This window comes from Pantoea sp. CCBC3-3-1 (assembly GCF_007981265.1).
In the GTDB taxonomy this organism is placed as follows: Bacteria; Pseudomonadota; Gammaproteobacteria; order Enterobacterales; family Enterobacteriaceae; genus Erwinia.
In genome coordinates this window covers 1,894,199-1,919,392 of sequence record NZ_CP034363.1, presented here as the reverse complement: position 1 = coordinate 1,919,392, position 25,194 = coordinate 1,894,199, and the positions used below count along the sequence as shown (strand labels likewise).

Genomic DNA, 25,194 nt, shown 5'->3' with positions numbered 1-25,194 from the left:
AAACGCTACAGCCCAAGGCTGTCGCGTAAAATCTGCAGGCGTTCATCGTCCCCGTCTCGGGCAGCCTGCTGAAGAGATTTGGTTGGTGCGTGGATCAGTTTATTTGTCAGTTTATGGGCCAGCTCACGCAGCACGACCTGGGCATCTGCGCCCTGCTCCAGCGCAGCCAGCGCACGGCTTTCTAAATCAGCCCTGATCTGGTCGGCCTGCGAGCGGTAATCGCGGATGGTTTCTACTGCGCTTTGCGCACGCAGCCAGGACATAAACTCGCCGCTTTCCTGCACCACGATGGTTTCGGCCTGCACGGCCGCGGCTTTACGCTGCGCCATATTGCTTTCAATGATCGCCTGCAAATCGTCCACGCTATAAAGGTAGGCGTTAGGCAGTTTGCCCACTTCCGGCTCCACGTCTCGCGGAACGGCAATATCCACCATCAGCATCGGCTGATTACGGCGCTGCTTCAGCGCACGCTCGACCATTCCTTTACCGATAATCGGCAGCGGACTGGCGGTAGAACTGATGATGATATCGGCTTCCGCCAGACGCGAATCGATGTCGGCAAGGCCAATCACTTCTGCACCCACTTCATCGGCCAGCGCCTGAGCGCGTTCGCGGGTACGGTTAGCGATGAGCAGCTTCTGCACGTTATGCTCACGCAGATGACGTGCGGCCAGCTCAATGGTCTCACCCGCACCCACCAGCAGAACGGTTACGGTTGAGAGTGATTCAAAAATCTGACGCGCCAGCGTACAGGCGGCAAAGGCCACCGAAACGGCGCTGGCACCGATATCGGTTTCCGTGCGCACACGTTTAGCGACCGAAAACGATTTCTGGAACATTCTTTCCAGCTCGCTGGAAAGCGGATGGCCGCGATGGGAGTCGGCGAACGCTTTTTTGACCTGGCCGAGAATTTGCGGCTCACCGAGTACCAGCGAATCAAGGCCGCTGGCAACGCGCATCAGATGGCTGACCGCTTCATTATCATGGTGCCAGTAGAGGCTTTTACGCACATCTTCAGCACTGAGCTGATGGTAGTCACACAGCCATTTCACCAGCTGTTCCTGCAGGTTTTCCTGCTGTTCAACGCTAAGGTATAACTCGGTCCTGTTACAGGTAGACAGCACAACGCCTCCCTGCACCAGCGGCTGAGCCAGCAGGCTGTCGAGGGCCTGATCCAGCGTCTCCGGCGAGAACGTCACGCGTTCACGCAGAGCGACAGGAGCCGTTTTATGATTTATTCCGAGTGCCAGCAACGTCATGGTGATTTGGTCTGGGTTATCCCACTGTTGATAGGGTTTTGAGAGGCGCATTCTACAAGATGCGCGAGATCAAGAAAAGCCATCCTTCACCGTTCCCTGTAACAAGATATAGCTATTGTGCATTAAATAAGACAAATTGAGCATTGACGCCGCCTTTGCAGGCCGATAATTTGAACGGTTAGTTTGCGCATGAGCGCCCACATGGAGTCTGAGGAGTTGTTCCCCTATGTTTATGAAGAATCGCCGTCTGATGCGGCTTCTCCCGCTTGCCAGCATCGTGCTGGCCGCCTGTAGCGTCAATAAACCCCAGGGGCCCGGACAGAGTGTCACCTCCCCCCAGTGGCAGCAGCACCAGCAGGCTGTCGAAAAAATTACCCAGTATCAGACCCGTGGCGCTTTTGCCTATCTTTCCGATAGGCAAAAAGTTTATGCACGTTTTAACTGGCAGCAAACCGCGCCAGATCGCTACCGTTTACTGTTGACTAACCCGCTGGGCAGCACTGAACTTCAGCTGGATGCACAGGGCAGCGTGGTGCAGCTGGTTGATAACAAGGGCAAGCGTTATACCAGTAACGATGCCGAGAAAATGATTTCTCAGCTTACCGGTATGGATATTCCTCTAAACAGCCTGCGTCAGTGGATGATGGGCTTGCCGGGCGAGGCGAGCGATTTCTCCCTTGATGACAAGTATCGCCTGCGTGAAGTGAACTACAGCCGTGACGGTCAGCAGTGGAAAGTGAGCTATCAGGGCTACGACGAACGCCAGAAGCCTGCGCTGCCTTCTAATCTCGAACTGCGCGAAGGCGAACAGCGCATCAAGCTGAGAATGGATAGCTGGACCGTTAAATGAAACCCACCCACCCGTCAGCCAGCGCGAAATGGCCAGCACCCGCTAAACTGAATCTGTTTCTCTATATCACTGGCCGTCGTTCCGACGGCTATCATGACCTGCAAACGCTTTTTCAGTTTCTGGATTATGGCGACTCACTGACCATAGAGCCTGACAACAGCGGTCAGATTCGGCTGCTCACCGCAGTTCCGGGCGTACCTGCCGAAGAAAATCTGGTGGTTCGCGCGGCGAAACTGTTGCAGGAACAGGCACGCCTGCGGGGAGCACTGCCGGATAATGCCGGGGCATCGATTGCAATTGAAAAACGTTTGCCGATGGGCGGCGGGCTTGGCGGCGGTTCGTCAGATGCCGCAACGGTACTGGTCGCGCTGAATTATTACTGGCAAACCGGCTTCAGCTTTGCCGACCTGGCCACGCTGGGCCTGAGCCTTGGCGCGGACGTGCCGGTGTTTGTACAAGGTTTTGCAGCCTTCGCCGAGGGAGTTGGCGAAAAACTGACCCCGGTTAGCCCGGCGGAAAAGTGGTATCTGGTTTTTCACCCTGGCGTATCTATTTCAACGCCGGTGGTTTTTAACGATCCGGAACTGATTCGCGACACGCCACAGCGGCAGATCAAGCAGTTATTAGAGGCCGAATACCGTAATGATTGTGAGCCAGTAGTAAGAAAACGTTTTCGTGAGGTTGAACAGCTTGTTTCCTGGCTGCTAGAATACGCGCCGTCGCGCCTGACAGGAACCGGCGCTTGTGTGTTTGCTGAATTCGACACCGAGTCCGCTGCCCGTCAGGTGTTTGAGCTTGCTCCGAAAGCATGGCAGGGCTTTGTTGCGCGAGGCGTTAACGTTTCGCCGCTGCACCGTCATCTTTCAGAGCAGTTAGAGTTGCCGTGACTGCATCAAACTGTTCCTGAAGCAGCACGACACTCATTACAACACCCGTATGAACCCGTCAGCGGTATTCCGCCCAGTGCTGCTGACGAAGATGTTCATTCTCTGGACGCAAAGCCTGAGGTTCTTCTCGTGCCTGATATGAAGCTTTTTGCTGGTAACGCCACCCCGGAACTAGCACAACGTATTGCCAACCGCCTTTACACCAGCCTGGGCGACGCCGCCGTCGGTCGTTTCAGTGATGGTGAAGTTAGCGTACAAATTAATGAAAACGTACGCGGTGGTGATATTTTCATCATCCAGTCCACCTGTGCACCAACCAATGACAACCTGATGGAACTGGTTGTTATGGTCGATGCTCTGCGTCGCGCATCTGCTGGTCGTATTACTGCTGTCATTCCTTACTTTGGCTATGCCCGTCAGGACCGTCGCGTGCGTTCCGCTCGCGTGCCTATCACCGCCAAAGTTGTGGCTGATTTCCTTTCCAGCGTCGGCGTCGATCGCGTGTTAACTGTGGATCTGCATGCAGAACAGATTCAGGGCTTCTTTGATGTCCCGGTTGATAACGTCTTCGGTAGCCCAATCCTGCTGGAAGACATGTTGCAGATTGGTCTGGAAAACCCAATCGTGGTTTCTCCGGATATCGGTGGCGTGGTTCGCGCCCGTGCTATCGCTAAGCTGCTCAACGATACCGATATGGCGATCATCGACAAACGTCGTCCGCGCGCTAACGTTTCACAGGTGATGCATATCATCGGTGACGTTGCTGGCCGCGACTGTGTGCTGGTTGATGACATGATCGATACCGGCGGCACGCTGTGTAAAGCCGCTGAAGCGCTGAAGGAGCGTGGTGCTAAGCGCGTATTCGCTTACGCTACCCACCCTATTTTCTCCGGCAACGCCGTTGAAAACCTGCGCAATTCCGTGATTGATGAAGTGGTGGTTTGCGACACCATTCCCCTACCGGAAGAGATCAAAGCATTGCCAAACGTGCGTACGCTTACGCTGTCTGGCATGCTGGCTGAGGCGATTCGCCGCATCAGCAACGAAGAGTCAATTTCAGCGATGTTCGAGCATTAATTGGCGTACCGGCTGAATTAGCATTGCTGCCTTTTCAGCCATGCCGCCAGCAATAATGCTCTGCTGAAACAAAAAGTGGGACGGATTTTCATCCGTCCCACTTTTTTTGTTTGTCTGAATCACGATCCGTCAGTGATGACCCTGGCCTGACACTCTGCGACAACGCTTGTCCCCGTAACGACGTACCCAGTAATAATGATCGGTAATCTTTTCACGCCCGCTCATGCTTGCGCCGATCAGCCACATTAACGCACCAATAAATATCGCGAAAATGGCGACATTGGCTAAAAACTGGGGCAGCTGTAGCTGCGGCAGCTGATTGAGTACGGCATAGCCGATCCCTGTTACCACGACTGCCAGACCAATAACCATCAGGGCGTTACCGGTTAAATTGACGTGTCTGCGTTTCATCTGTCACCTCCAAAAGTCAGTGCCTTCCTGTGCGGTTAGTGCCATAAGTTTATGCAATGGTTTGGCAACTCGTTGCGGGACAGATCACATTTACTGCTAAAAGTCTGACAAATCTTTACGCGCAGCATCTTGATTTTTATATAGAAACGGCATTATCACGCTACACAACTATTGTGATATCACGCGCAGTTTTGAGTTCTGCCGCCGCTCTTAGTACACTAGCGCCCTTCCCTATCGGACTTCTCAGGAACAGAGACAAGTGAGCAGCATTAAACTGATTGTCGGCCTTGCCAATCCTGGCGCGGAATATGCCGCGACACGCCACAATGCAGGCGCGTGGTACGTTGATCTTCTGGCTGAACGTCACAATCAGTCACTGAAAGAAGAGAGTAAATTTTATGGTTACACCGCCCGGCTGAATATCGGCGGTGAAGACGTCAGGCTGCTGGTGCCGACCACCTTTATGAACCTGAGCGGTAAAGCCGTGGCGGCAATGGCGACTTTTTATCGCATCGCACCTGAAGAGATTCTGGTGGCGCACGATGAGCTGGATCTGCCGCCGGGCGTGGCGAAATTCAAACAGGGCGGCGGCCACGGTGGTCATAACGGCCTGAAAGATATCATCAGTAAATTAGGTAATAACCTGAACTTTCACCGTCTGCGTATCGGTATTGGTCATCCGGGCGATCGGAACAAGGTGGTGGGTTTTGTGCTGGGCAAACCTCAGGCAGCTGAACAGACGTTAATTGATAACGCCATTGATGAAGCGGCGCGCTGTACCGAAGTCTGGCTGAAAGAAGACAGATTGAAAGCCATGAATCGTCTGCACAGTTATAAGGCTTAATATTTAATCCGTCTGCATATGGAAAGTATCACCGGCTTATATTTTAATGTAAGTCGGTATATTTTTTTGCAAAAGGCTTTTGAAGAAAAGATTCGAAGTTATAGCAGAAGGTCTGCTTATCAGAACTTTTACTAAGCTCATAGCGGAAGGCAAACTTTGTAAAGGTGAAAAAGGTGGCGTGTTTAAAGGCCCAAACTGGGAAGCGCCGCAGTTCATTCTCGAGAAAAAGTACGGCTTTAACAGGTAGGCGTTAAAAACGTTTCAGACCCTGCTTCCGACAGCCTGATGAGCTAAACGGGAGCAGGTCGAAATTATTAGTTAGCTCAGCATTTACAGCAAGTCCCAAACCTTACGGCCCTTCCGTACCGTCGAGCGTGGACAGCCCCATCGTTGCGGCAAAATACCCCTGGACACCCCAGATCTTACTGGTAGCAAGCTTCTCCAGCTGAATCGCGCTTTCAACGCCTTCTATCACTACCCGATTGGTATACTGACGAATATTCGCAATCAAGATGCTGAAAAACGGCTTGCTGACGTTATCGAGATAAAACTGACGATCCAGTTTCACGACTTCAAACATCTTCGACTGCAATGCATTCAGATTGGCATCGCCCGCGCCCAAATCATCCAGCCATAAGATATTCAACTGTTCCATCAGCGTACGCAGCAGCGGGTTATTCGGCCCGTCATGCAGATTAGGAAAATCTTCCGACAGCTTCAGGCGTACAAACGGCAGATGGCTGAGAATTTGCTGAATAAAGGTCGATTCCGTCACCACACGGGCCAGTTGAAAATCAATATTCAGACAGCACAACAGTCCATGCTGCTGGAACTGGTCGGCATAGTGCTCAATCGTCAACAGCTGACTAAGCAGCCGGGTTTGCGGATCTGCCTCAAGGAATGTTGAGTTATCCTGATTTGCTACAGGGGTGAGATCCAGTGCAATGAGCTCACCGCTAAGGGAGTGAATCGGAATGCAAATATAGTCGTTTATCATGCCATGGTGCCAGTTAGGACATCCCGCCAGTGGTTATGTTCGCCGACCAGGAAAGCTACAGATTTTCATTCTGCAACTTCGGCCAGATCGGCAATTTTTATGTATATCGGCAGGACCCGCGCCAGCTTTATGCGTTAACGCTTGTCAGCAGCAACTTTATAGTCAGGCGCATCAAGCTCGTGACTACAGAAGGGCCCCGCCTGCTTCAACAGACTGATACAATCTTCGCTAAGATGGCGTAATCGTACGGTTTTTCCCGCAGCCAGATAGCGTGAAGTCAATTTATCAATGGCCTCAACACCGCTTGAGTCCATTACCCGTGTACGGGCAAAATCAATAACCACATCCTGCGGATCTTTGTCAGTATCAAACAGTTCCTGGAAACTGACTACCGATCCAAAGAAGAGCGGACCTTCAAGCTGATAGGTCTTCTGCTCATCGCTCTCCTGCTGTGCCAGGATGGTAATGCGCGCATGCTGCCATGCAAAAACCAGTGCAGAAATGATGACGCCACAAATAACTGCCATCGCCAAGTCGGTGTAGATAGTCACCACCGTAACCGCAACCATAATCACCGCATCCGGCTTCGGCATGCGCTTCAGACGGCGGATCGAGCTCCATTCAAAGGTATTAATGCATACCACGAACATGATCCCGGCCAGCGCTGCAACCGGCAGCAACGCAATATATTTCGACAGGCTAACCACAAACAAAATCAACAAAACGGCGCCAACAAAATTAGAGATGCGCCCACGCCCGCCGGACGTAAAGTTGATAATCGACTGACCAATCATGGCGCAACCGGCAAAGCTGCCGAAGAAACCACACAGCGTGTTACCTATGCCCTGCGCCACGCATTCTTTGTTGCCGTCACCTTTTTTGCTGCCCATTTCATCCAAAACGGCCAGCGTTAACAACGATTCTATCAGACCGACAAGTGCGATAATCACCGAATAAGGCAGTACAATTTGCAACGTGGCCCAGCTTAGAGGGGCTTCAGGCAGGTGAAAGAACGGGAGCGAACCGGAAATATCAGCCAAATCGCCCACGCGTTTGGTGTCCAGACCAAAGCCGATTGCAATGGCGCTGATAGCGATCAGCGCGGCCAGCGAGCCTGGAATGACTTTCGTAAACTTAGGGAACAGCCAGACAATCAGCATCGCCAGCGCCACCAGCGCATACATCACCGGTCCCTGGTTTTTAATCATCGGGATCTGCGCCAGCGCAATCACAATCGCCAGGCCATTCACAAAGCCATAAATAGCGGGTTGTGGCACCAGCCGAATAAATTTACCCAGGCGGAACAGCCCGATCGCCAGCTGGATCAGCCCGGCGAAGATAGTGGCCAGCAGCACATACTGATAACCGTGTGTCTGAATCAGGCTGATCAACACCACAATGATGGAACCGGCTGCGCCGGAAATCATGCCCGGTTTGCCGCCAAACAGCGCCGTGACCAGACCTAAAATAAAGGCGGTATGCAGACCGATAGTCGGCGACAGTCCGGCCAGCAGTGAAAAGGCGGTCGCTTCCGGGATCAGCGCCACCGAGACCACCGCGCCCGCCAGAACGTCATTTTTGACGTCAGCAGCCTTGAGGTTGCTCAGATTGAACATACTTATTTTCCGTTTTTATAAATGATGCAGGTATTTACTGTGCCGCCAGTAGCCGGGCACGGTCGTCAGGGAGACGAGAAACGCAACAGAGGTTGCATGGCGGGGAGGTCTCAAGGTGGCGTAAGCAGGAAGCGATGCATCTGCGGCTGTCTCCATCATGTGTCAGGTTTCGTCAGTATGGAAAAATGTGAACCAGATCTCAACCCTCTTCTCGCTGGCGCGGCGATAAATCAGCGCCATTCAGCCTGCAATTACGTGTATAATGTCGGGAAATTTGCAGTATCAACACTCTCAACACATCAGGGGATGCAAAAGCCGCCCTGATTTATAGCTTAAGGTGATTCAAACATGGGATTCAAATGCGGTATTGTCGGCCTGCCAAACGTCGGGAAATCCACCCTGTTCAATGCGTTAACTAAAGCGGGCATCGAAGCAGCCAACTTCCCGTTCTGTACCATTGAGCCGAACACCGGCGTGGTGCCAATGCCTGACTCCCGTCTCGACGCCCTGGCAGAAATCGTGAAGCCGCAGCGCATTCTGCCAACCACCATGGAATTCGTTGATATCGCGGGTCTGGTAAAAGGCGCGTCGAAAGGCGAAGGCCTGGGCAACCAGTTCCTGACCAACATTCGTGAAACCGAAGCTATCGGTCACGTTGTGCGCTGCTTTGAAAACGACAACATTATCCACGTTAACAACAAAGTTGACCCGGCGGATGATATTGAGGTGATCAATACCGAGCTGGCGCTGTCGGATCTCGATACCTGCGAACGTGCGCTGCAACGCGTTCAGAAACGTGCGAAAGGCGGCGATAAAGATGCGAAAGCGGAACAGGCTGCGCTGGAAAAATGTCTGCCTCATTTAGAGAACGCTGGCATGCTGCGCTCGCTGGGTCTGAGCGAAGAAGATAAGGCAGCAATCCGCTACCTGAGCTTCCTGACCCTGAAGCCAACCATGTACATTGCAAACGTTAACGAAGACGGCTTCGAGAACAACCCGTACCTGGATCAGGTTCGTGCGATTGCAGAGAAAGAAGGTTCTGTTGTGGTGCCGGTTTGCGCCGCGGTGGAATCTGATATCGCCGAGCTGGAAGATGCCGATCGCGAAGAGTTTATGGCCGAGCTGGGTATTGAAGAGCCAGGCCTGAACCGCGTAATCCGTGCAGGCTATTCGCTGCTGAACCTGCAAACTTACTTCACCGCGGGCGTGAAGGAAGTGCGTGCATGGACGATCCCTGTTGGCGCTACCGCTCCACAGGCTGCGGGTAAAATCCATACCGATTTCGAGAAAGGCTTTATCCGCGCTCAGACTATCGGCTATGAAGATTACATTACCTACAAGGGCGAGCAAGGCGCAAAAGAAGCCGGGAAAATGCGTTCTGAAGGTAAAGATTACATCGTTAAAGATGGCGACGTAATGAACTTCCTGTTTAACGTCTAAATCGTTATTGTGGTCTCATGAGGTTTGATTGAACCTCATAAGAAGCGCGAAATCTTATAAAATCCACGTAATTGCGTGGATTTTTTGTTTTATAGCGTTTCAGTCATCTCGGTGACGTCAGTCCGGTGGCCTTTGAACTGCCCCCGTCGTGAAGGACAGAATTTGTCTACAGTCGCGGGGCAGTCCAAACCGCATCTGCATAAGCGATGCGGTTTAACACAATCAAAGCATCATAAAGTGCTGCGCAATTTGCCAGCCGACAGAAAGCCCAACAACACTGGCCATCAATGTCAGTACAAAGCGGTGACGGAATTGGGATTTGAAAAATTTCACCTGTAACTCAGCAATAGCATTATCAATGACTATTTGCCCATCAGCGTGCTGCGCCACGACAATGGATAACTCATGCTGGAACGCATCACACTGGTTTATGGTTGATTTGACCGAATTAAGTAAATTCAGACGATTTCGCTCAAGCTCAGCGAGCAGTTGCTGATGGGAAAACTGCTGTTCCTGCAACAAGGACTGTTGCATCTTCTCAACGAAACCCTTTTGAACAGCCTGATTGTCCTCCATTGTCTGTTCGAGAATGCTGTGCCGTTTTCCCTGCTCCTCCAGGCCACTTTGCAATTTTTGTGCAAGATGCGAAGAAAAGTTAGTGATACGCTTTTCAAGTTCAGCCAGCAGGGTAGCGTTTGCCTCGCCAATTTTGTTTTCCGCCTCTGTCACCCGTTTTACGCAGCCAATCAGTTGCTTAGCTTGATCTTGCGTTACTCCTTTTGCATCCATTAATCCCTGGTTGGCCTTATTAATCTCTTTTTGCTGTTTTTCCAGTAGCACCTGTTGTTTCAGGATCTGTTCATTTTGTTCAGCAAGGGAGCCTGTTTGAACTTCCAGAATGTTTTGCTGATTCAATAAAATCTGTTGTTGCTCGTTCAGAAGTTTGGATAGTGCCGTATTGACAATCAATAACTGAGAAGATTTTTGCGTCAGGCGACCAATGGCTTTATTGAGATCAATCTGTGCATCCTGTAACACATCGTCGCGATCATTCCACCAGTTAGTTATAAAGTTTCCATCCCTTTGTTCCCTGCGCAGGCGGTCAAGATCCTTTGCGCTCTTCTGAACTGTTTGCTGCTCCTCCGTCATACCGCTGATTAATTCTTTAATGTTACTGTCGCGAAAGACACGTTCCGGCAAATCTGCGGACGAAAACGCCTGAATGACCTGAAGTTCCTGCTTGTTTAACAAACTCATCTTATTGTTCTCAAATATTTTTTAGAAAGTCATCAATTTCAGCCTGGCTTTCATTAATAAACGCAATTGCAGCGGTACTCCGTGCCACCTGCATAGCGGTCTCAGTAGTTGTTTTCTCAATACATACCAATGTTGCTTTAGTTGAAATTGTGGCAGTAGCCAGGTTTGCCCCAATAGCTTGATATTGGGTTATAGCGGTCGCGTAATTTTCAATATTACCCAGAGAACTTTCTGAAAGTGTCACCAGCTCACTGGCAAACGCTTCCCGACGTTTGCTATCTGCGAACATCTCATCCATGAGTTTTTCGCTTAGCGTAAAACGGGAGCGATCAAAAAACGTGTCTATCTGATATGCGAGAAAGGCAGAAAGCAATCCGGTGGCAATGCCTATAAGCACTGGGGTTAATATATCTGCAAAAGGTTTCAGAAACGGTACGGTCGCCATAAACGTCACGATACTTTCGTTCAATAACATACCGACTGAAGTTACGATGACAGTAGTCAGAATTTTCAGTCCTTCCTGTAACGCTTGCTGTGCCGTCATAAGTTCCGGCGGAAAGAATATCATTTTAAATGCCCGGAAAAGTCCCAATAGCCCTTCCCGAATCATGGTCACGAAACGCTTTGCGGTTGAGAGAAAATTATTAAGCAAGAAGGTAAGTAAATTACTCATGAATCCACTCACTCCGCCCTGGAACATTTGTCCCAGCGCATCGGGAATTTTTTTGGCCACGGAAGCAACTACACGCATTAAGCGCTGTCGGATCTCCTCAAACAATGTTTTTCCCACCTCAACGCCGTGTTGAATGAGCACTTTAAATTCGTTAAACAAGCCATTTACCAGTTCAGTGAGCAGTAATCCAAGTGCTTGTCTGAGCCCCATATGCAACGCTTGTTGGCCGCCAGTCTGCAGCAACTCTGTGCTTTGTTTTTTCATCAGCGCCGAGTTAAGCGTTGTCGAAATATGGTCCTTCGATTGTTTCTTCGCTGCTGCTACTCGCTCTGGATCCAGCTCAAATCTTTTACCATTTTTTTCTGCAAAAGTATCGAGTTCAGCAGCGCCTTTTGAACGGTTAATCGACTTATGTGTGGTCACCAGGTTTTCGTCGGCATTGGCCATTTTGACTAATTTTTCAACGCCTTTCCCGGTTTCCAGAGCAAGATGCAATTTCTTGTTTTTGGACAATGTATTTAATGAAGTGACATGGTCGAGATCCATATCCGCCGCATTGGTCGTTTTTCCCGTATAACCATCAACACCACCGGCCCGTAGTTTCTCGCTTTTTTTTGTAAAACCTTTACTTTCATACTCTTTGCGCTGGTAATCCTGACGCGATTTCGCATGACTGGACATGTCTTTATCAGCTATGAAATCCGACTCTTCGCGATCGAAATTATGCAGCGTGGTTACATTGCCGCCATTGCGATCCTCAAACATGGCCATTGAAAGCCCGAAAGGCCCAATAACTTGTGACAATACTTGTTGCTGGCAATCGTGAAATAGCTTTTGCAGACGCTGCTGTTTTAACTCTTCATATGTTAAATCCATTTACCCTCCAAGTTTATCGAATCAATTGCAAAAAGGCCTACATTTGCTCTACATACTGTTTGAACCAATGAATGAAGCTGTCCGCTTGTTTTTCACGCGCACCATCATCATGCCAGAGCATGATAATCTGCCCGCGAATCCCAACATCCGTCGGTGCAAGGTCAAGACAAAGATGATCGCCCGCCCCATTGTAGGTAAAAGGGATCCAGCCGGGACTCCACCATTCCGGACGAATACCGCTTTGCGGACACGACTCAGCTCCATCAAAATCTCCACCATCAAGTAAATCTTTCCAGACACGCCACTCCTGTAAAATGCGTGAAGTGGATAAGAATTCGCATTCATCAAATAATCCATGGCTCATACCGCGCTGACCATTGTGAATTTTCATGAAGGCCACAAAATCGGCAGGCAAAATTACACCCAGAGCATGCTCTAACCTGGCGATTTCTTCATCTGTAGCCGGAGGTGCAAGATCTGCTAATACCTCAGGGTCAGTGTCTTGCAGAATGGCTTCCAGTTTTTCCCATAGTTGCTTCATTGTTTCTGTTCCTTTCAATCCATATGTTTATTAACGGCATATTCGACTGATAATTGAGTAATATTTCGTACGTATGACTTTCAGCTAATGAGGTAATCACAACCAACTGTCAAACTGTGTCAGCCTTTCTCAGGCATTTTTGCGACATGACTCACGAGGCCCACCTAGCCCCCAAGATTAGATATCCCATCAAGAGGTAATGTCGGTTGGTTTTTCCCACACCCTATTTTACCAGTCCGCTGCAGATTCAGTTGGTATCTGGTGGTCAAACGATAAATGTGAATATTTTTTGTTATAGTTCAGCAACCAGTCATTAATCGCTTTCCCGGTGTGGACAGTACCGCTGAACCAGCGCTCATTCATACACTCATCTTCGAATCGCTCGTTGAAACTTTCATGATTTGCCAAGCTGGATAAGATGCAGTTCAATGCCATGCTTAAGACCCAATGATTCAGAGCTAAAGGTGAATTTCGCTCTCCACCTACCAGGTCTTATCATCGTCGGTGAAATATATAACTACCTTATGCTGCACCACTTAGACGTTGCATGATTGGCTTGAGCCCCGAATGTTGAGGTAATTGTCAGGTACTCCTTCGCGAAATCATCCACACAGGTCAGCACTTGATCCTGAAACCAGTGGTCAGTCCGTCCATAACGAAATCGATCGACCAGGTCAGAATCGGCACATCCGGCTGCAACTGCGAAACCGTTTGGTTGCGAGCCTTTTACGCCGTCGTCTGCGTTTTACGCTTAGGCAGTTGAGATGGCAAATGCGGTATAACTGCATGTGATTGATACGAAGGTGCATGTGATTGACACTAAGGCCCCCGACGCGGTAGCTGCCAGATGAGCCGATAACGAAAACGTCTGTGTTCAAGCGCCAGCTCTGGGATACGTAGAGATAGCTACACGTCTAGCGTCAGGTCGGCAGGGAAAAACCTCAGCTCTTCAGGCACGAGGTTGCTACAGACCGGTCGCATCACACATCACCCCCACTGCTTCCTGTGTCGTGCGTTTACTTTCAGGCGACTTAAGCCACTTCACCTCAGAATCCTCCATGGCTCCAGACTACTTGCGGCAGGTACAGAGTGTAGTGTCTAAAAAGCATGTTTACGGCAGAGTTCACGGGCCAGAGCCCCGGTTTCGTCCTCGCGGAGAATGCTAATGATCTGTTCGTCGGAAAAACGCTTCTTGATAAAGATACCCTCGCGTTACTGATGAAAACAGTTCTAAAATCACGATGGATTAATCAACGGGAAGTAGGTCAGAGGGTGTGTACGTTGGCTTCAACGTACACTTTTCTCATTGATTGCTAAGTGATCGGTTCAGGTTAATGCTGCAGCTAATCATTTGTTTTATAATTTAATTTAAACTTAAAACCTTGTGGAGAAACAATCATTCCACTATATTCATTTTCATATGCAAACCATGAGTTAGCATTATGCCGTCGGTCAAAACTTTCCTTTGTAACACTTAGCTCATTAATTAATACAGATACCTTGGTTTTATTTGAGGTTAAATCCTCGACGAGGGAAAATATTTTATTATCTATTTTGGCGCTAAATTTTATATCTGAAATCTCCCCTTCAATTGGATTTTTGAAATTATGGCTAAAAACCACACTTTCTCGTTCAAAGGATTTTAATTCTTGGATTGACTTCGGAGAAAATTTAAAGCCGTTACCTTTGACATAATTTGATAACTCACTCGCAGAATTATTTGCACCAGCGAGATACAATTGTTTAATCACCGATCCACGAATAATGGCTTTAGTTAGCTCCTTAGGGTCGGCCTCAGAAATGATTTTGTTAAATTCATTCCAGTCTGGATCACGGAAGTGTATTAGCGCATTTTCAGGATTGTCAAACTGAGGAATAAATATCCCGCCAACCAACCCTATTTTTATTTGACCAGCGGGATTTTTTGTCAGGTTTTCCTTTTGATCTATACCATTTTTTATAGCCTTGTGTAAATCCTTTATTTTATTTTGCGTTCCTTTGCATTCAAGAGCAATAACTCTTCCAAAATTGTCTAAACCAATATAATCAGGGGTCTTACCTTTACCATTTTTAGATTTATTTAAAAGAAGGTGAGTAAGGTTTAATGTTTCCAATAAGTAAATTGCATCAATGAACCCCTGAAAACCTAAAGTATTGATTAATGTAAATGTAGTTGAGCCAACCCCTATTTCATCACTTAAAATTGTTTTTTGATGGGGATCTATGTCTTTCCATTCTTTACGAAGTCGCAAGTCAGTTGTGGTTTTCGAAAAGGCAGGGAAGTATCTTAGCCAGGCCCAGAAGTCTGATAAATGAAAGCCAGTAAGTTTGGGGGGGCGAGTCCATAGAGCGGTGTGAATTAGCATGCAGTTCACATCAATTTTGTTAACAGTAACTAGCGGATTATAGTACTGAACTTGACTTTTAGGAAACGATGAAGAATCAAAAGTTACTGTAATATCTTTTTTCATTGAACATCCATTCAGTTTATTATCAAGAATTACGTATTATCTATATTTCGGCAATCTGAAGCATTTCTTGACGATAATTTAGCGTTGGGATAACTGGAATGACTAACAAAATCCCTGCCGTAATCTCAAACATTCCCTGACTATCCGCCCTGCTCCTACTGTGCGCCCTCAGCGTCATACGCGAACAAAACATCGAGCATGAGACCCTTTTTTTCTATCGTTGCCAGCACTGACTGAGGTGAAGCCTGCGAGCGCTTTAAAGAAGTCTGGTAACTCCTCAACGGTAAGGAAGGGATAATGCTTCGATTCATGCCTTGACATCGCGCTGGGTAGATCCGCTGCAGGGTTGTATTCCGCACGGCCGGTAACGATGGCGTAACGAAAGACTTCACTGCAGCGCTGGCGAACCTTCCTGGCCTTCTCTGTCGCGCCACGGCTTTCCATTCGACGCAGCACATTAAGCAGAACAAGTGGTTTGATTTCATTCACCGGCAGTTGGCCGATATAGGGGAAATATCTTTATTGAAAGCTTCGATAATGTCGGAAGCATAACCTTCTGACCACCGGCTCACCTTCGTTCCGTGCCATTCAAGCGCCACTGACTAAAACGTGTTGTTGAACTGCACATCGCGAACCAGCTCCGTCTGCCAGCTTATAGGCTTTCTCTCTGAGTTTAGCAGCACACACCTGTCGCACATTAAGCTTCATTAGGTGCATCTCCCATGACCGAACACAGAATGCCCCTACTTATGCCCCCAACTGTGAATTGATTCTGGTGGAGTCCAGTTGATAGCAGGAGATAAAATACAGGCTATAAGCCTTACTGTACGGGCTTTAAGTCGATTTCGGTAGACTTGGGAAGAGTTTAAAATGGTGCCGATAATGGAGTAGAACCTACGACCTTCGCCTTACGAAAGCGAGCCAACTCCAAAATGAGTACAAGAATGAGTACTATAAAGATAAGGTTCTAAATAAAAAAAATATCAATAAGATACAGTTAAAATCATGGTTCAACGTCTAACAGCCGCTGTTGTCTCATGAGGTTTCACAGAACCTCATAAGAAGCGCGAAATCTTATAAAATCCACGCAATTGCGTGGATTTTTTGTTTTATTGCGTTTCAGACAAGATCGTAAAGGCGCAGCTAAAATTAAACACACTGAATAGCTGCCAGGTTTCCTTCAGTCAGTTCAAAGCGGATGGCAAAACCAAGACCGCTACTGAATGCCCGATTCCGGTGCGCTGATCATCATTGCGGCGGGCCTGCTGGCTGAGCAGCTTAGCTGACGCGGCGGTATTGATTTCACGGGCGGTAAACGTTTCGCCAGCACCGCCAGAGTTCATTACCGCCTTCTTACCGTTCAACCAGCTCATACTGTACTGAGAGCTGCCCTTTCTTCTCCTTCACGCGCGTTATCTGAACCTCACCCACGTCGGACGTCAACAGCACATGCGTGCCACCGCAGGCGTACGCCGGCAACTCGCCCCACGTGATCATACGGCGGCCCTCCTCCTCCTCCTGACGGCGTGGCAGCGCCTGGTTAACCAGTTCTGACACGCCTTGAGCAAATTCCGCGGCCGTCACCGGCGTAGTCAGGCGCAGCGGTTCAAAAACCACGCGTCCTTCCCCGGGGCGATGGTTGCCTTTGCTGCCATACCAACCATATTTTTCACCCGCAACCGCAATCAGGTGGCCGGCCGAATGGTAACGGGTATGAAGCTGGCGTAGCGCAGCATCCACGGTCAGCTGCACCGGCCCGGTATCCAGCGGCGCATCCGTGAAATGCACAACTTCCGCATCCTCCTGAACGGCATGCAGCATGCTGGCATGACCGATGGTACCTCGGTCGGAGGGCTGGCCACCGCCCTGGGGATGAAAAATTGTGGCGGAGAGGATGACGCGATAACGGCCGTCATCCTGCGGATCGCAGCTGATAACGGACGATGCCATTTCTAACGCATCACTGCTGAAGTAAGTTCTTTCTGTCATAAGTCATCCTTTCCCGTCCGCCGGGTGGACAGGATTTTGCTGTAGGTTGAAGGAGGAACGGACCGTCAATGCGAGACTTGCCGCAGTAATCAGCCGGTAAAACCTTTAAGAGAGTCGATGGTGGCCGTCGATCCGCCGCACACAATCACCAGAATGTTTTTATGGCTGCCGCCAGGAATTTTATTGTCGTAAAGCAGAGCCAGCGCGGCGCCGCAGGCCGGCTCGACCAGAATACGGTTGTCGTCCAGGAATGCCAGACAGGCGTTCACCGCCTCACCGTCGGTAACCTGCACCGGTACGATGGTTCTTTCACTGGCAAGATCGAACGCCCTCCGGCAGACCTGACGTGCACCAAGAGAGGTTGCTACGCCGGTCAGCACGGGAACTTCCGTCAACACGCCCGCCTTCAGCGCGGCGGCATAGGAGGCCATACCTTCCGTTTCAGCGGCATAAACCGGCACATCCGCAAGCCCGTTACGGCGCAGCCCTTCATCAACGCCTGCCAATAGTCCGCCGCCGCCCACCGAAAGCACCACGGCATCCGGCCGTACGCCAGCGGCGACCACCTCATCGATCATGGAGGCATGGCCTGCCCAGAGAAGCGGATCGTCAAAAGGATGCAGAAAGGCGTCGTCACCGGTTAACAGCGATCGAGCCAGCTCGTTGGCTTCAGACCACATTTTTCCGTGAACGATAACCTCTGCTCCTTCACTCTGCAGCCGGTGACGGGTGCGCTCCGGCGTGGTTTCAGGCACGACCACGATGACGGGGACACCCAGCCTGCGACCCGCATAGGCCACTGCCAGCCCTGCGTTGCCGCCGGAAGAGGAGATAAAACGCCGGGCACCGCGGGAAAAATACGCTTCACAGGCATAGCCGATACCGCGGATTTTAAACGACCCGGAAGGCTGTAGCGCCTCCATTTTCAGCCATACGCGGGTGTCGTTCAGCTGACCCAGCGGGAGGGATTCAAGCAGTGGGGTAGTGATACTAAGCGCCATGGGTATACTCCGGTAAAATGAACGTCAGGCCAGTGCCATCACTTCAACTTCAAGCCCGAATGCCAGCTGGCTGGCGACGATTTGCGTCTGTTCTTCTGTGATGCCGCGTACGGGGTCGCCCTGCGCATTCATGGACACCTGACCGGACAGAAACAGGAAGCCGTTGGCTTCCACCGCACGGGCAAACGGAAATGGCAGCGAGCCGGGATATCTTTTCATCGGTTCCTCAGCGCTGAGAGGCGTGACCCGTCATCCAACATTTTCAGTTCATCAAGGTAGTTGTAGATGGTGTAGCGAGTGACGCCGAGGGCCGCTGCCGCTTTTTCAACGCCGCCTTTCATCAGGAAAATGCCTTTTTCCTGCATCTTCTGCACGGCGAGAATTTTGGCCTTTTTACCGTTGGCTCTTCTGGCTCCGGGGCTGAGCGCCGTCGCCGAGTTGATAATGTCGCGCATCAGATCTTCAATGTTGTCAGGCGACGGGCCGCTTTCTTCCTGCGGAATGGCTTCTTCGCGTTGCGACGGCATAATAGCGGTCAGGCTCTGTAGTACGCTGAGGGCCTTACGGATATTTTCATCATCGACATTGATGCAGAGCGCGGCAAAGGGCCGGGCGTTACGTCCCCGATAGATGGCCGTGCTGCTGCGCAGGCGGGTGCCTGAGCGGCTGAACGTCTCGTAATCGGTCAAAAGCGTTACGGCTTCCTGGCTTTCTTCCATCGCGCTGATAAAGGCTTTGTCCGTGCGCATGCCGGAAAGCACGGAATCGCCCTGACGCCGTCCGGTGATGTGCGCATTCACAATTTCAGCAATGGAATACTCAGGTCTGCGGAGGTCATGAAGAGCAATCTCCGTGTTAGAAGAAATGATGCTTCCAATAGCACGGACGGCTGCGGCGAGTATACGCAACACATCATCCTCATAAGATTCATCCGGATGGTTATCAGTCATAATGCACTCGCCACAATTAAACAATATGTTGACTAAATTAAGGCTTATGCCGCTTCAAATCAACATAATGTTTAATTAAATCGTGCGTTTGATATACAGGCTATCATGATGGATGAAAGCCCTGTTAAACCGTCAATGATGGAAAACTGAGTACTGACATCGTTGAGACGAGTAATAATTCGTATAAAAAACAGATTTATACGATTGCCGAAAGCCAGCGAAAGGTGCCGTAAACGGCCATCTTACCGCAGAATCGCGCGGGATGCGTTTCTGCGGGGCCTCGAACAGATGTTATGGCAAATACGGTGTATTTAAAGAAGGTGCATGGAATTACCGCATCACTTATAGAGTCCGGAATACCCACATTGCAATGGGATACAACAGGTACAGAAAGACGGCAACTCGCAGCCCTTTGATCAGCCAGCGGGTATGACGCCAGAGGTGACGTTCCCTTTCATTGGCTTCCTGAATAGATTTTTGTATCTGGTCCTGAAGGGGCATAGCATCATCCTTGATTGAGGTGTGGCCAGAGGTTCCAGCATATCAGAGCGTTTTAATCAATGTGTTGCATCTATCAGTTGAACTCACAGCCAGAAGCGGACAATGTTTACATTGTTCAGCTGTAATTGAATGATAGCAGGTTAAATGTACCGGGGCCGTAAATTAACGCTTGATAGCTTAAATCATGACATCTTCGAAGTAAATGTAAATAGAATAGGAGTATTTATTTATCTCTCAATAAATCATGTCGTAGCAGCTAACCATTGCTTTATATAACATTATAATAACTACACTGTAAATATATTTTCATCTACAGTGTAGAAATATTCTTTCACAAACCGCTTATTATTTCAGCTATTTGGGAATGCAACTCCACCTAATTGAAGTGTCCCAAAAAACTGTGCAAAGCTGACGTATAGATCGGAACTACCAGGCCAGTATATCTTAGAAGCACTATTACTAATTAGATTTGCCAGCGATGGGATTTCATTATTAATACCTTTTGCTGCGATAGCTATCAATATGCCCGGAAGCGCCTCTGTCAAGCCTATTGCTATTGCCAGTATTACACCGACTATAACAAGTGTAGCGCCCTCGACAAAAACAACGGCAACTACAGCAGCCACTGCAAGTATGATTGCCAAAATAGCTGCGCTTACAATTATGCCAGTAGCAACCTTATATGACTTAGTTACTGAGCTTTTAGATGTATCAACATTATATTGCAAAGTATTAGATTCACCTGTCACATAATAATAAGTAATTGTATCTACAACTGCTGTAATTCCAGGAGACACTTCTGTCTCAACATGAGAACTTATTATTACTTCAGTTACAGCCCACTCTACAGAGAATTTTTTGATGACAGGGTGATACTGCAATCCCAAATGCGTCACAGGTGCCAGTGGTATATCTTTAGAATTAGTTATCGATATACCTGTATTATCAACATTAAAATAAGATGAGTCTATAACTTCTGATGTTCCTTTAGCATTGAATGCAGCGGGTAAAACAGGAAGCACCATGTACTGAATGAAGCATTGAGGAGATATATTAAAACTGCTCTCACAGTTCTGAGGTATCGACGAAGGGTTTAGAACATTAGTTAGTGAACTATCAACTCTTCCGTTTACAGTGCAGAGAACGGCAAATACTGCGTTATCATCTGATGACCCATTAGCATAGGCATATCCAACTGTTGTTGGTTGAATCCATTGGAATCCAGGATCGCTAACCTGGTCATTGATAGTTACTGTATTAAACACATAAAGCAGCTGATTAGGATTATTATTGTAATAATCTGGAAAAGCTTCAGAAATCGCTCCTATACTTTCATAATCAGCTCCAGGTATAGAGCCACCCTGTCCAGAAGCAGTGTTTGTATTAGCTAGTAAATTATACTTCGCCCCTCCATTACTTCCTGATGGAGGCACAGAAATATAGGAAAACATTATTTCTAAAATGATTACCCCTCCAGTAAGTGGATATGTGTTACTGGTTTTCCCGCTGATAATTGCCTGCCCTCCTGTTAAGGTTATTTCGAAGAATACATTTCCATTTTTACCGCCCGGCACAATTTTCCAAAGGGTGCATGTTGCCTGATTAATATTTACATCAAATACATTACCATCCATGTCATGACTAAATACAATTGGCGTTGTAAAGTAATCCTTTAACTTATCATTTACCTTGGATACTGGAACTGCAAATACAGTATCCCACCCTGCATTATCACTCGGAACGCTAGTATCTTGTAGGGCTGCTCTTACTGATTTCGATGTAAAGCTATTTTTTGGGTAAGGAAAATTAGTGAGGTTATTTTCTTCCGGGAAAATAATAATGGCATCTTTATCAAAGCTAAATTGATTATTTAACATAAGTGTCACCATTAGGTAATGTAAACGTACTGATATTACGGTTTTACTTTAAGAACCAGCTGGTAATTTCAAAGCAAATATTAATGTACGTCACTTGAAAACCGCTTTAAACAACAAAAATCAATCCATAGGATTCACTTAATAAATCCACAAAAAGATGACAACAATTAATTATTAACCCTATGAAATTTATCGTTTTTTTATAAAAATTATCCTAGAAGACTGGCTTAACATCATTTTTTTAAGATTTACCTTAGTTTATAGCATTAGCTACGCTAATAGCTTAACGAGCAAGCAGCATAAGAGAAATAAAGCATCCTCTTGATAAAAAATACTTTTTTATAAAAGAACAGGATTGATACTCGCAACACTTTGATTTATTGCTATATTATCTGCAACATTCAAAAAAGAATATTATTAACTTCTGAAGCTTTGAAGTCATGTGTTACTAAAGAATACTGATTTGTGCTTCTTAAACCCGGTGCTAACTGGCCGAACAAACACTCAAGCTAAACTTCCTTTAAAAAACAAAATATTTACGCTTCCTTTTGAATAATATAACTTTCTCTAGTTCATAGCCGACCTTCAGCCCTTCAATTTGATTGCGAAGATTGAGACATCTGCTCATTTCACAATTTCTTCCTCATTTGGGCCTTATTGTCCGCCAGGCCAGATTCAGCCTGACAACAATTTTTGCACAACCACCATCTTTAATACTCTTAACGCGCCTGCACAATCCGGCTAAGCTGTGCCAGTTCGCGTACAAACGCCTCTGCGTCTGACATCGCCGGTCTTGGTTTTCAGGCTGTAGAGCACGTCGCTGAAATAGGGACGAAGCGTTTCCTCAACAAAGCTGCCGGACTCCAGCTTAAGAGTGCTGAAGTCGCAGACGGCCTGCAGCTCCGCGGGCAAATGCAGCTGCATAAAATCCCGTGCGGTAGCGGGATGGGTCAGAAACTGTTTAAAGGCGAGATCGTGCGGTGTCGGGCTCGCGTTCCTGCGGCTCTTTGCTTTCCTGTCAGACATTCCCTGCTCCATTAAAGATAGTCGGTACATCGGCCGATAAAAGATGATCTAACTTCTAATCTTGAATCTCGTTATCGACCAGGAATACTGTGATCAAACCTAACTTTTCCGCCGTTTGGTCCACGGACGCCTATGGCACATGCATTGCCTGTCAGGAAAGCCCAGCTGGCCTGATGCCCGCGCTGAAGGGCGTAACGCTTAGTGCATGGCTGAAGCTCGCGCAGGCTGACGATGATGCCAGAATCGCGCTGCAACTTACTGCGGCGTTGGAATGTATGACTCCCTTTCATATCGAAGTGCCGATCCACTGTCTGGACGGGACAACGCGACGTGTGATTATTTCAGGCTTGCCGGATAGCCAACCCAGCGCTTCCCGCATGCAGTACAACGGCTTCATTTTTGATATCACCGGGCAGCGCAAGGCACTTGAAGATGCGTTACGCACGGCGGCAGAATACCGTCTGTTGATTGAAAACAGCACTGACCTGATCGCCCATTGCGACACGCACGGCCGATATGTGTCGATCTCGCCTTCTTACAGCCAAATGACAGGCTGGTCGGCCGAGGAGATGATAGGTCAACAGGTGTTGGATTTCCTGCATCCCGACGATCGTGCATCCGCCAGGGATACGTACTGCTGCTAGTAGAGTCAAAAAATGCACCCAGTCAGAGCCCGATGGCTGTATTCTCAGCGCACGACGTTTTCAAGCGTTAGCCAACAAGAGATGGGTTCTGGAAATAACCTGTTAACCAGTCGAATATACGTGTGACCATCGAGCCGACCCGTTATTTTATTCACCTTATTAACCCCCTGTTGCGTTCAGCTTTATAATCCGCCCTCATAAAGCCGACCAATGCGGCAACAATGGCCTTGATTATGCAGTGATCCACACGTCGAGGTGCTCTAGCCATATTTGTGGCTCTACAAAAACTATTCGCCATGCTGGTCATTGAGGGCGTTTTGAGCACCGGTGTTCCCACAAACTCACATTACTCCGGCATATTTCCGGACGCGGAAGGGATGTATGAATAAACCGTTTTAACCACGGGAACCTGATAAACATGCATCAGGCATTCCGTTTACATTGCTAAAGCTCAATACAGACAGTGATGAGTCGGTGAACGCCTTTGTACGGGAAGTTTATACCAGGATGGATACGCTGGATGTGCTCGTGAATAACGCAGGTTACATGGTGACAGGAGTGGCGGAAGAGACGCCTGTTGAGATGGGCAGACAGCAGTTCGAAACCAATTTCTGGGGAACCGTCAGATTAACGAATGCGCCTCTCCCTCGTTTTCGGGCTCAGAAGAATGGAAAAATAATAACTGTCAGCTCAATTGTGGGTTTGATCGGACCACCAAACCTTGCCTACTACACCGCTTCAAAACATGCCGTTCAGGGCTACTTCAAGTCGCTGCGTTTTGAACTGGAGCAGTTCAATATCAGTGTGAGCATGGTTGAGCCAACCTGGTTTAAAACTGACCTCGCCCATAATTCAGCGCTGGCGCACGGCAATAAAATTTCTGATTACGATCTTTACCGTAAAAAGGCTGCTGCAGCGACGCAGAAGGGTATTGATGAAGCAGAATTCGAAAGCGCCATTTTGAAAAGTGTGAAGACCGCCTGAAAGTGAAAACTACAGTTTGCACTCATTTTGTCCAATCAATCAGGAATCAATATGAAATATTATCTGTGTAAATATATCCCTCCCCGCGCGGACTTCCTTGCAACGATGACCGTAGATGAAAAAGAATTAATGGCACAGATCAATTCTGTTCAAGAATTTTAATCAGGAGAACAGGGAGTGACATATAACAATTGAGTACAATTGCGGAGCAGCTCAAGCTAAGCCTGGGGAAATTCGCTTGCAGACAAACCAGGCGTTCGGGGCGAACATTGCATTATATGCGGCGGCAGGATATGAAATCGATAGATATGAACCCTTCAAAGGTGGAACGACCGTCTTTATGAGAAAAAAATTATAATCGTTTTGTTTGTCGGAGGTCCTCTGACAGTGGACGGTTTGAATTACCGCAGCACTCAGGTTTCCAGTGCTGCAAGGATTGCCGCTTCCATTTTCTCTGGGGTAGCGATCGGTGCAAAACGCCTGAGCGGTTTGCCGTCGCGTCCGATCAGGAACTTAGTGAAGTTCCACTTGATCCGCTTACCCAGCACGCCGGGCAACCCGTCTTTCAGGTAACGAAACACCGGGTGCGTAGCGGCGCCGTTGACCTCCACTTTCCCGAACATCGGGAAGCTCACACCATAGTTGATGTGACAGGTCTGCGCGATGTCGTCGGGGCCGCCAGGTTCCTGCTTACCGAACTGGTTGCAGGGAAACCCAAGCACCACCAGCCCCTGGCTTGCGTACTTCCTGTAAAGTGTTTCAAGACCTGCGTATTGCGGCGTGAAGCCACAATGGCTGGCGGTATTAACCACCAGAACCACCTTGCCAGCGTAGTCGGCCATAGAGATGGGTTGTCCACGCAAACTGGTGGCAGTGAGTTGATGAAAGGTGGTCATGTCGAAATCCTCAGAGCAGAACCATTTTGGCGTCGACAATGCCACGTCGCGCGTAGCCACAGAGACAAACGGCGTGGGCGACAACGCCGGTTGGCGTGGCTCGGGTCTGGTAGAATGTTTTCATAGC

21 protein-coding genes and 5 pseudogenes are annotated in these 25,194 nt (G+C 48.6%); 8 read left to right on the top strand and 18 right to left on the bottom strand.

The annotated features are described in order from the left end of the window. Positions 1–5: 5 nt before the first annotated feature. Positions 6–1,259: a glutamyl-tRNA reductase gene (gene hemA / locus EHV07_RS09160; protein ID WP_147200579.1), complete on the bottom strand. Its 1,254-nt coding sequence runs from the start codon at positions 1,257–1,259 to the stop codon at positions 6–8. A 226-nt stretch (positions 1,260–1,485) separates the two neighbouring features. On the opposite strand from hemA, the gene lolB reads away from it, so the two are divergent. The 3 genes from lolB (at position 1,486) to prs (ending at position 4,073) form a co-directional block, all read left to right on the top strand. Then, positions 1,486–2,109, top strand: a complete 624-nt coding sequence (lolB, locus tag EHV07_RS09155; RefSeq protein WP_147197171.1) for a lipoprotein insertase outer membrane protein LolB — start codon at positions 1,486–1,488, stop codon at positions 2,107–2,109. Then, positions 2,106–2,996: a 4-(cytidine 5'-diphospho)-2-C-methyl-D-erythritol kinase gene (ispE, locus tag EHV07_RS09150; RefSeq protein ID WP_147197169.1), complete on the top strand. Its 891-nt coding sequence runs from the start codon at positions 2,106–2,108 to the stop codon at positions 2,994–2,996. Before lolB ends, ispE begins: the two co-directional genes overlap by 4 nt. A 129-nt stretch (positions 2,997–3,125) precedes the next feature. Then, complete coding sequence (prs, locus tag EHV07_RS09145; RefSeq protein WP_013201847.1) at positions 3,126–4,073, top strand: ribose-phosphate diphosphokinase; 948 nt, start codon at positions 3,126–3,128, stop codon at positions 4,071–4,073. 129 nt (positions 4,074–4,202) lie between these two features. Here the strand turns inward: prs and ychH are convergent, their stop codons facing one another. Beyond that, entirely contained in the window at positions 4,203–4,484 is a 282-nt protein-coding gene (ychH, locus tag EHV07_RS09140) for a stress-induced protein YchH (protein ID WP_147197167.1), read from the bottom strand. A gap of 259 nt (positions 4,485–4,743) precedes the next feature. Between ychH and pth the strand changes: the two genes are divergently transcribed. Next, positions 4,744–5,328: an aminoacyl-tRNA hydrolase gene (gene pth, locus EHV07_RS09135; protein WP_147197164.1), complete on the top strand. Its 585-nt coding sequence runs from the start codon at positions 4,744–4,746 to the stop codon at positions 5,326–5,328. 349 nt (positions 5,329–5,677) lie between these two features. On the opposite strand, the gene EHV07_RS09130 is transcribed toward pth, so the two are convergent. After that, on the bottom strand, positions 5,678–6,325 hold the full coding sequence (locus EHV07_RS09130; RefSeq protein ID WP_147197162.1) for an EAL domain-containing protein: 648 nt from the start codon (positions 6,323–6,325) through the stop codon (positions 5,678–5,680). A 134-nt stretch (positions 6,326–6,459) separates the two neighbouring features. Further along, positions 6,460–7,941 (bottom strand): SulP family inorganic anion transporter, encoded by a 1,482-nt coding sequence (locus tag EHV07_RS09125; RefSeq protein ID WP_147197161.1) that lies wholly within the window; start codon positions 7,939–7,941, stop codon positions 6,460–6,462. Between the two features lie 348 nt (positions 7,942–8,289). Between EHV07_RS09125 and ychF the strand changes: the two genes are divergently transcribed. Next, positions 8,290–9,381 carry a redox-regulated ATPase YchF gene (gene ychF, locus EHV07_RS09120; RefSeq protein WP_147197159.1) on the top strand — a complete coding sequence of 364 codons (1,092 nt, stop codon included), beginning with the start codon at positions 8,290–8,292 and terminating at the stop codon, positions 9,379–9,381. A 222-nt stretch (positions 9,382–9,603) separates the two neighbouring features. Here the strand turns inward: ychF and EHV07_RS09115 are convergent, their stop codons facing one another. The 13 genes and pseudogenes from EHV07_RS09115 to EHV07_RS09060 form a co-directional block, all read right to left on the bottom strand. Continuing rightward, positions 9,604–10,638: a hypothetical protein gene (locus EHV07_RS09115; RefSeq protein WP_147197157.1), complete on the bottom strand. Its 1,035-nt coding sequence runs from the start codon at positions 10,636–10,638 to the stop codon at positions 9,604–9,606. A gap of 10 nt (positions 10,639–10,648) precedes the next feature. Next, positions 10,649–12,187 (bottom strand): hypothetical protein, encoded by a 1,539-nt coding sequence (locus tag EHV07_RS09110; protein WP_147197155.1) that lies wholly within the window; start codon positions 12,185–12,187, stop codon positions 10,649–10,651. Positions 12,188–12,224: 37 nt separating this feature from the next. Beyond that, positions 12,225–12,728, bottom strand: a complete 504-nt coding sequence (locus EHV07_RS09105; protein WP_147197152.1) for an SMI1/KNR4 family protein — start codon at positions 12,726–12,728, stop codon at positions 12,225–12,227. 228 nt (positions 12,729–12,956) lie between these two features. After that, positions 12,957–13,925, bottom strand: a pseudogene (locus EHV07_RS09100) (integrase core domain-containing protein). 146 nt (positions 13,926–14,071) lie between these two features. Beyond that, on the bottom strand, positions 14,072–15,199 hold the full coding sequence (locus EHV07_RS09095) for a hypothetical protein (RefSeq protein WP_147197150.1): 1,128 nt from the start codon (positions 15,197–15,199) through the stop codon (positions 14,072–14,074). Between the two features lie 237 nt (positions 15,200–15,436). Next, a pseudogene (locus EHV07_RS24880) lies at positions 15,437–15,846 on the bottom strand (tyrosine-type recombinase/integrase); the annotation flags it as partial. A gap of 537 nt (positions 15,847–16,383) precedes the next feature. After that, complete coding sequence (locus EHV07_RS24485; protein WP_168199608.1) at positions 16,384–16,542, bottom strand: hypothetical protein; 159 nt, start codon at positions 16,540–16,542, stop codon at positions 16,384–16,386. Between the two features lie 10 nt (positions 16,543–16,552). Continuing rightward, complete coding sequence (locus EHV07_RS09085) at positions 16,553–17,188, bottom strand: alanyl-tRNA editing protein (protein ID WP_147197148.1); 636 nt, start codon at positions 17,186–17,188, stop codon at positions 16,553–16,555. A gap of 89 nt (positions 17,189–17,277) precedes the next feature. After that, complete coding sequence (locus EHV07_RS09080) at positions 17,278–18,189, bottom strand: pyridoxal-phosphate dependent enzyme (protein ID WP_147197146.1); 912 nt, start codon at positions 18,187–18,189, stop codon at positions 17,278–17,280. A gap of 24 nt (positions 18,190–18,213) precedes the next feature. Then, on the bottom strand, positions 18,214–18,408 hold the full coding sequence (locus tag EHV07_RS09075) for a RidA family protein (RefSeq protein ID WP_147197144.1): 195 nt from the start codon (positions 18,406–18,408) through the stop codon (positions 18,214–18,216). Continuing rightward, positions 18,405–19,139 (bottom strand): transcriptional regulator, encoded by a 735-nt coding sequence (locus EHV07_RS09070; protein WP_147197142.1) that lies wholly within the window; start codon positions 19,137–19,139, stop codon positions 18,405–18,407. Before EHV07_RS09070 ends, EHV07_RS09075 begins: the two co-directional genes overlap by 4 nt. Before the next feature lie 851 nt (positions 19,140–19,990). Next, on the bottom strand, positions 19,991–21,517 hold the full coding sequence (locus tag EHV07_RS09065; RefSeq protein WP_168199607.1) for a TULIP family P47-like protein: 1,527 nt from the start codon (positions 21,515–21,517) through the stop codon (positions 19,991–19,993). 783 nt (positions 21,518–22,300) lie between these two features. Further along, positions 22,301–22,543: pseudogene (locus EHV07_RS09060) on the bottom strand (Rpn family recombination-promoting nuclease/putative transposase); the annotation flags it as partial. 89 nt (positions 22,544–22,632) lie between these two features. Between EHV07_RS09060 and EHV07_RS09055 the strand changes: the two are divergent. The 3 genes and pseudogenes from EHV07_RS09055 to EHV07_RS25160 form a co-directional block, all read left to right on the top strand. Then, a pseudogene (locus tag EHV07_RS09055) lies at positions 22,633–23,184 on the top strand (PAS domain-containing protein); the annotation flags it as partial. Between the two features lie 477 nt (positions 23,185–23,661). Beyond that, positions 23,662–24,171, top strand: a complete 510-nt coding sequence (locus EHV07_RS09050) for an SDR family NAD(P)-dependent oxidoreductase (RefSeq protein WP_254446351.1) — start codon at positions 23,662–23,664, stop codon at positions 24,169–24,171. Positions 24,172–24,379: 208 nt separating this feature from the next. Next, positions 24,380–24,529, top strand: a pseudogene (locus EHV07_RS25160) (GNAT family N-acetyltransferase); the annotation flags it as partial. 55 nt (positions 24,530–24,584) lie between these two features. Here EHV07_RS25160 and EHV07_RS09040 read toward each other — a convergent pair. Further along, entirely contained in the window at positions 24,585–25,067 is a 483-nt protein-coding gene (locus EHV07_RS09040) for a glutathione peroxidase (protein WP_147197136.1), read from the bottom strand. Positions 25,068–25,194 lie beyond the last annotated feature (127 nt).

Bases quoted from the DNA above. Each gene is read 5' to 3' on its own strand.
- hemA (WP_147200579.1), bottom strand. From the start codon at position 1,259: ATGACGTTGCTGGCACTCGGAATAAATCATAAAACGGCTCCTGTCGCT.
- lolB (WP_147197171.1), top strand. From the start codon at position 1,486: ATGTTTATGAAGAATCGCCGTCTGATGCGGCTTCTCCCGCTTGCCAGC.
- ispE (WP_147197169.1), top strand. From the start codon at position 2,106: ATGAAACCCACCCACCCGTCAGCCAGCGCGAAATGGCCAGCACCCGCT.
- ychH (WP_147197167.1), bottom strand. From the start codon at position 4,484: ATGAAACGCAGACACGTCAATTTAACCGGTAACGCCCTGATGGTTATT.
- EHV07_RS09130 (WP_147197162.1), bottom strand. From the start codon at position 6,325: ATGATAAACGACTATATTTGCATTCCGATTCACTCCCTTAGCGGTGAG.
- EHV07_RS09125 (WP_147197161.1), bottom strand. From the start codon at position 7,941: ATGTTCAATCTGAGCAACCTCAAGGCTGCTGACGTCAAAAATGACGTT.
- ychF (WP_147197159.1), top strand. From the start codon at position 8,290: ATGGGATTCAAATGCGGTATTGTCGGCCTGCCAAACGTCGGGAAATCC.
- EHV07_RS09115 (WP_147197157.1), bottom strand. From the start codon at position 10,638: ATGAGTTTGTTAAACAAGCAGGAACTTCAGGTCATTCAGGCGTTTTCG.
- EHV07_RS09110 (WP_147197155.1), bottom strand. From the start codon at position 12,187: ATGGATTTAACATATGAAGAGTTAAAACAGCAGCGTCTGCAAAAGCTA.
- EHV07_RS09105 (WP_147197152.1), bottom strand. From the start codon at position 12,728: ATGAAGCAACTATGGGAAAAACTGGAAGCCATTCTGCAAGACACTGAC.
- EHV07_RS09095 (WP_147197150.1), bottom strand. From the start codon at position 15,199: ATGAAAAAAGATATTACAGTAACTTTTGATTCTTCATCGTTTCCTAAA.
- EHV07_RS24485 (WP_168199608.1), bottom strand. From the start codon at position 16,542: ATGAACTCTGGCGGTGCTGGCGAAACGTTTACCGCCCGTGAAATCAAT.
- EHV07_RS09085 (WP_147197148.1), bottom strand. From the start codon at position 17,188: ATGACAGAAAGAACTTACTTCAGCAGTGATGCGTTAGAAATGGCATCG.
- EHV07_RS09080 (WP_147197146.1), bottom strand. From the start codon at position 18,189: ATGGCGCTTAGTATCACTACCCCACTGCTTGAATCCCTCCCGCTGGGT.
- EHV07_RS09075 (WP_147197144.1), bottom strand. From the start codon at position 18,408: ATGAAAAGATATCCCGGCTCGCTGCCATTTCCGTTTGCCCGTGCGGTG.
- EHV07_RS09070 (WP_147197142.1), bottom strand. From the start codon at position 19,139: ATGACTGATAACCATCCGGATGAATCTTATGAGGATGATGTGTTGCGT.
- EHV07_RS09065 (WP_168199607.1), bottom strand. From the start codon at position 21,517: ATGTTAAATAATCAATTTAGCTTTGATAAAGATGCCATTATTATTTTC.
- EHV07_RS09040 (WP_147197136.1), bottom strand. From the start codon at position 25,067: ATGACCACCTTTCATCAACTCACTGCCACCAGTTTGCGTGGACAACCC.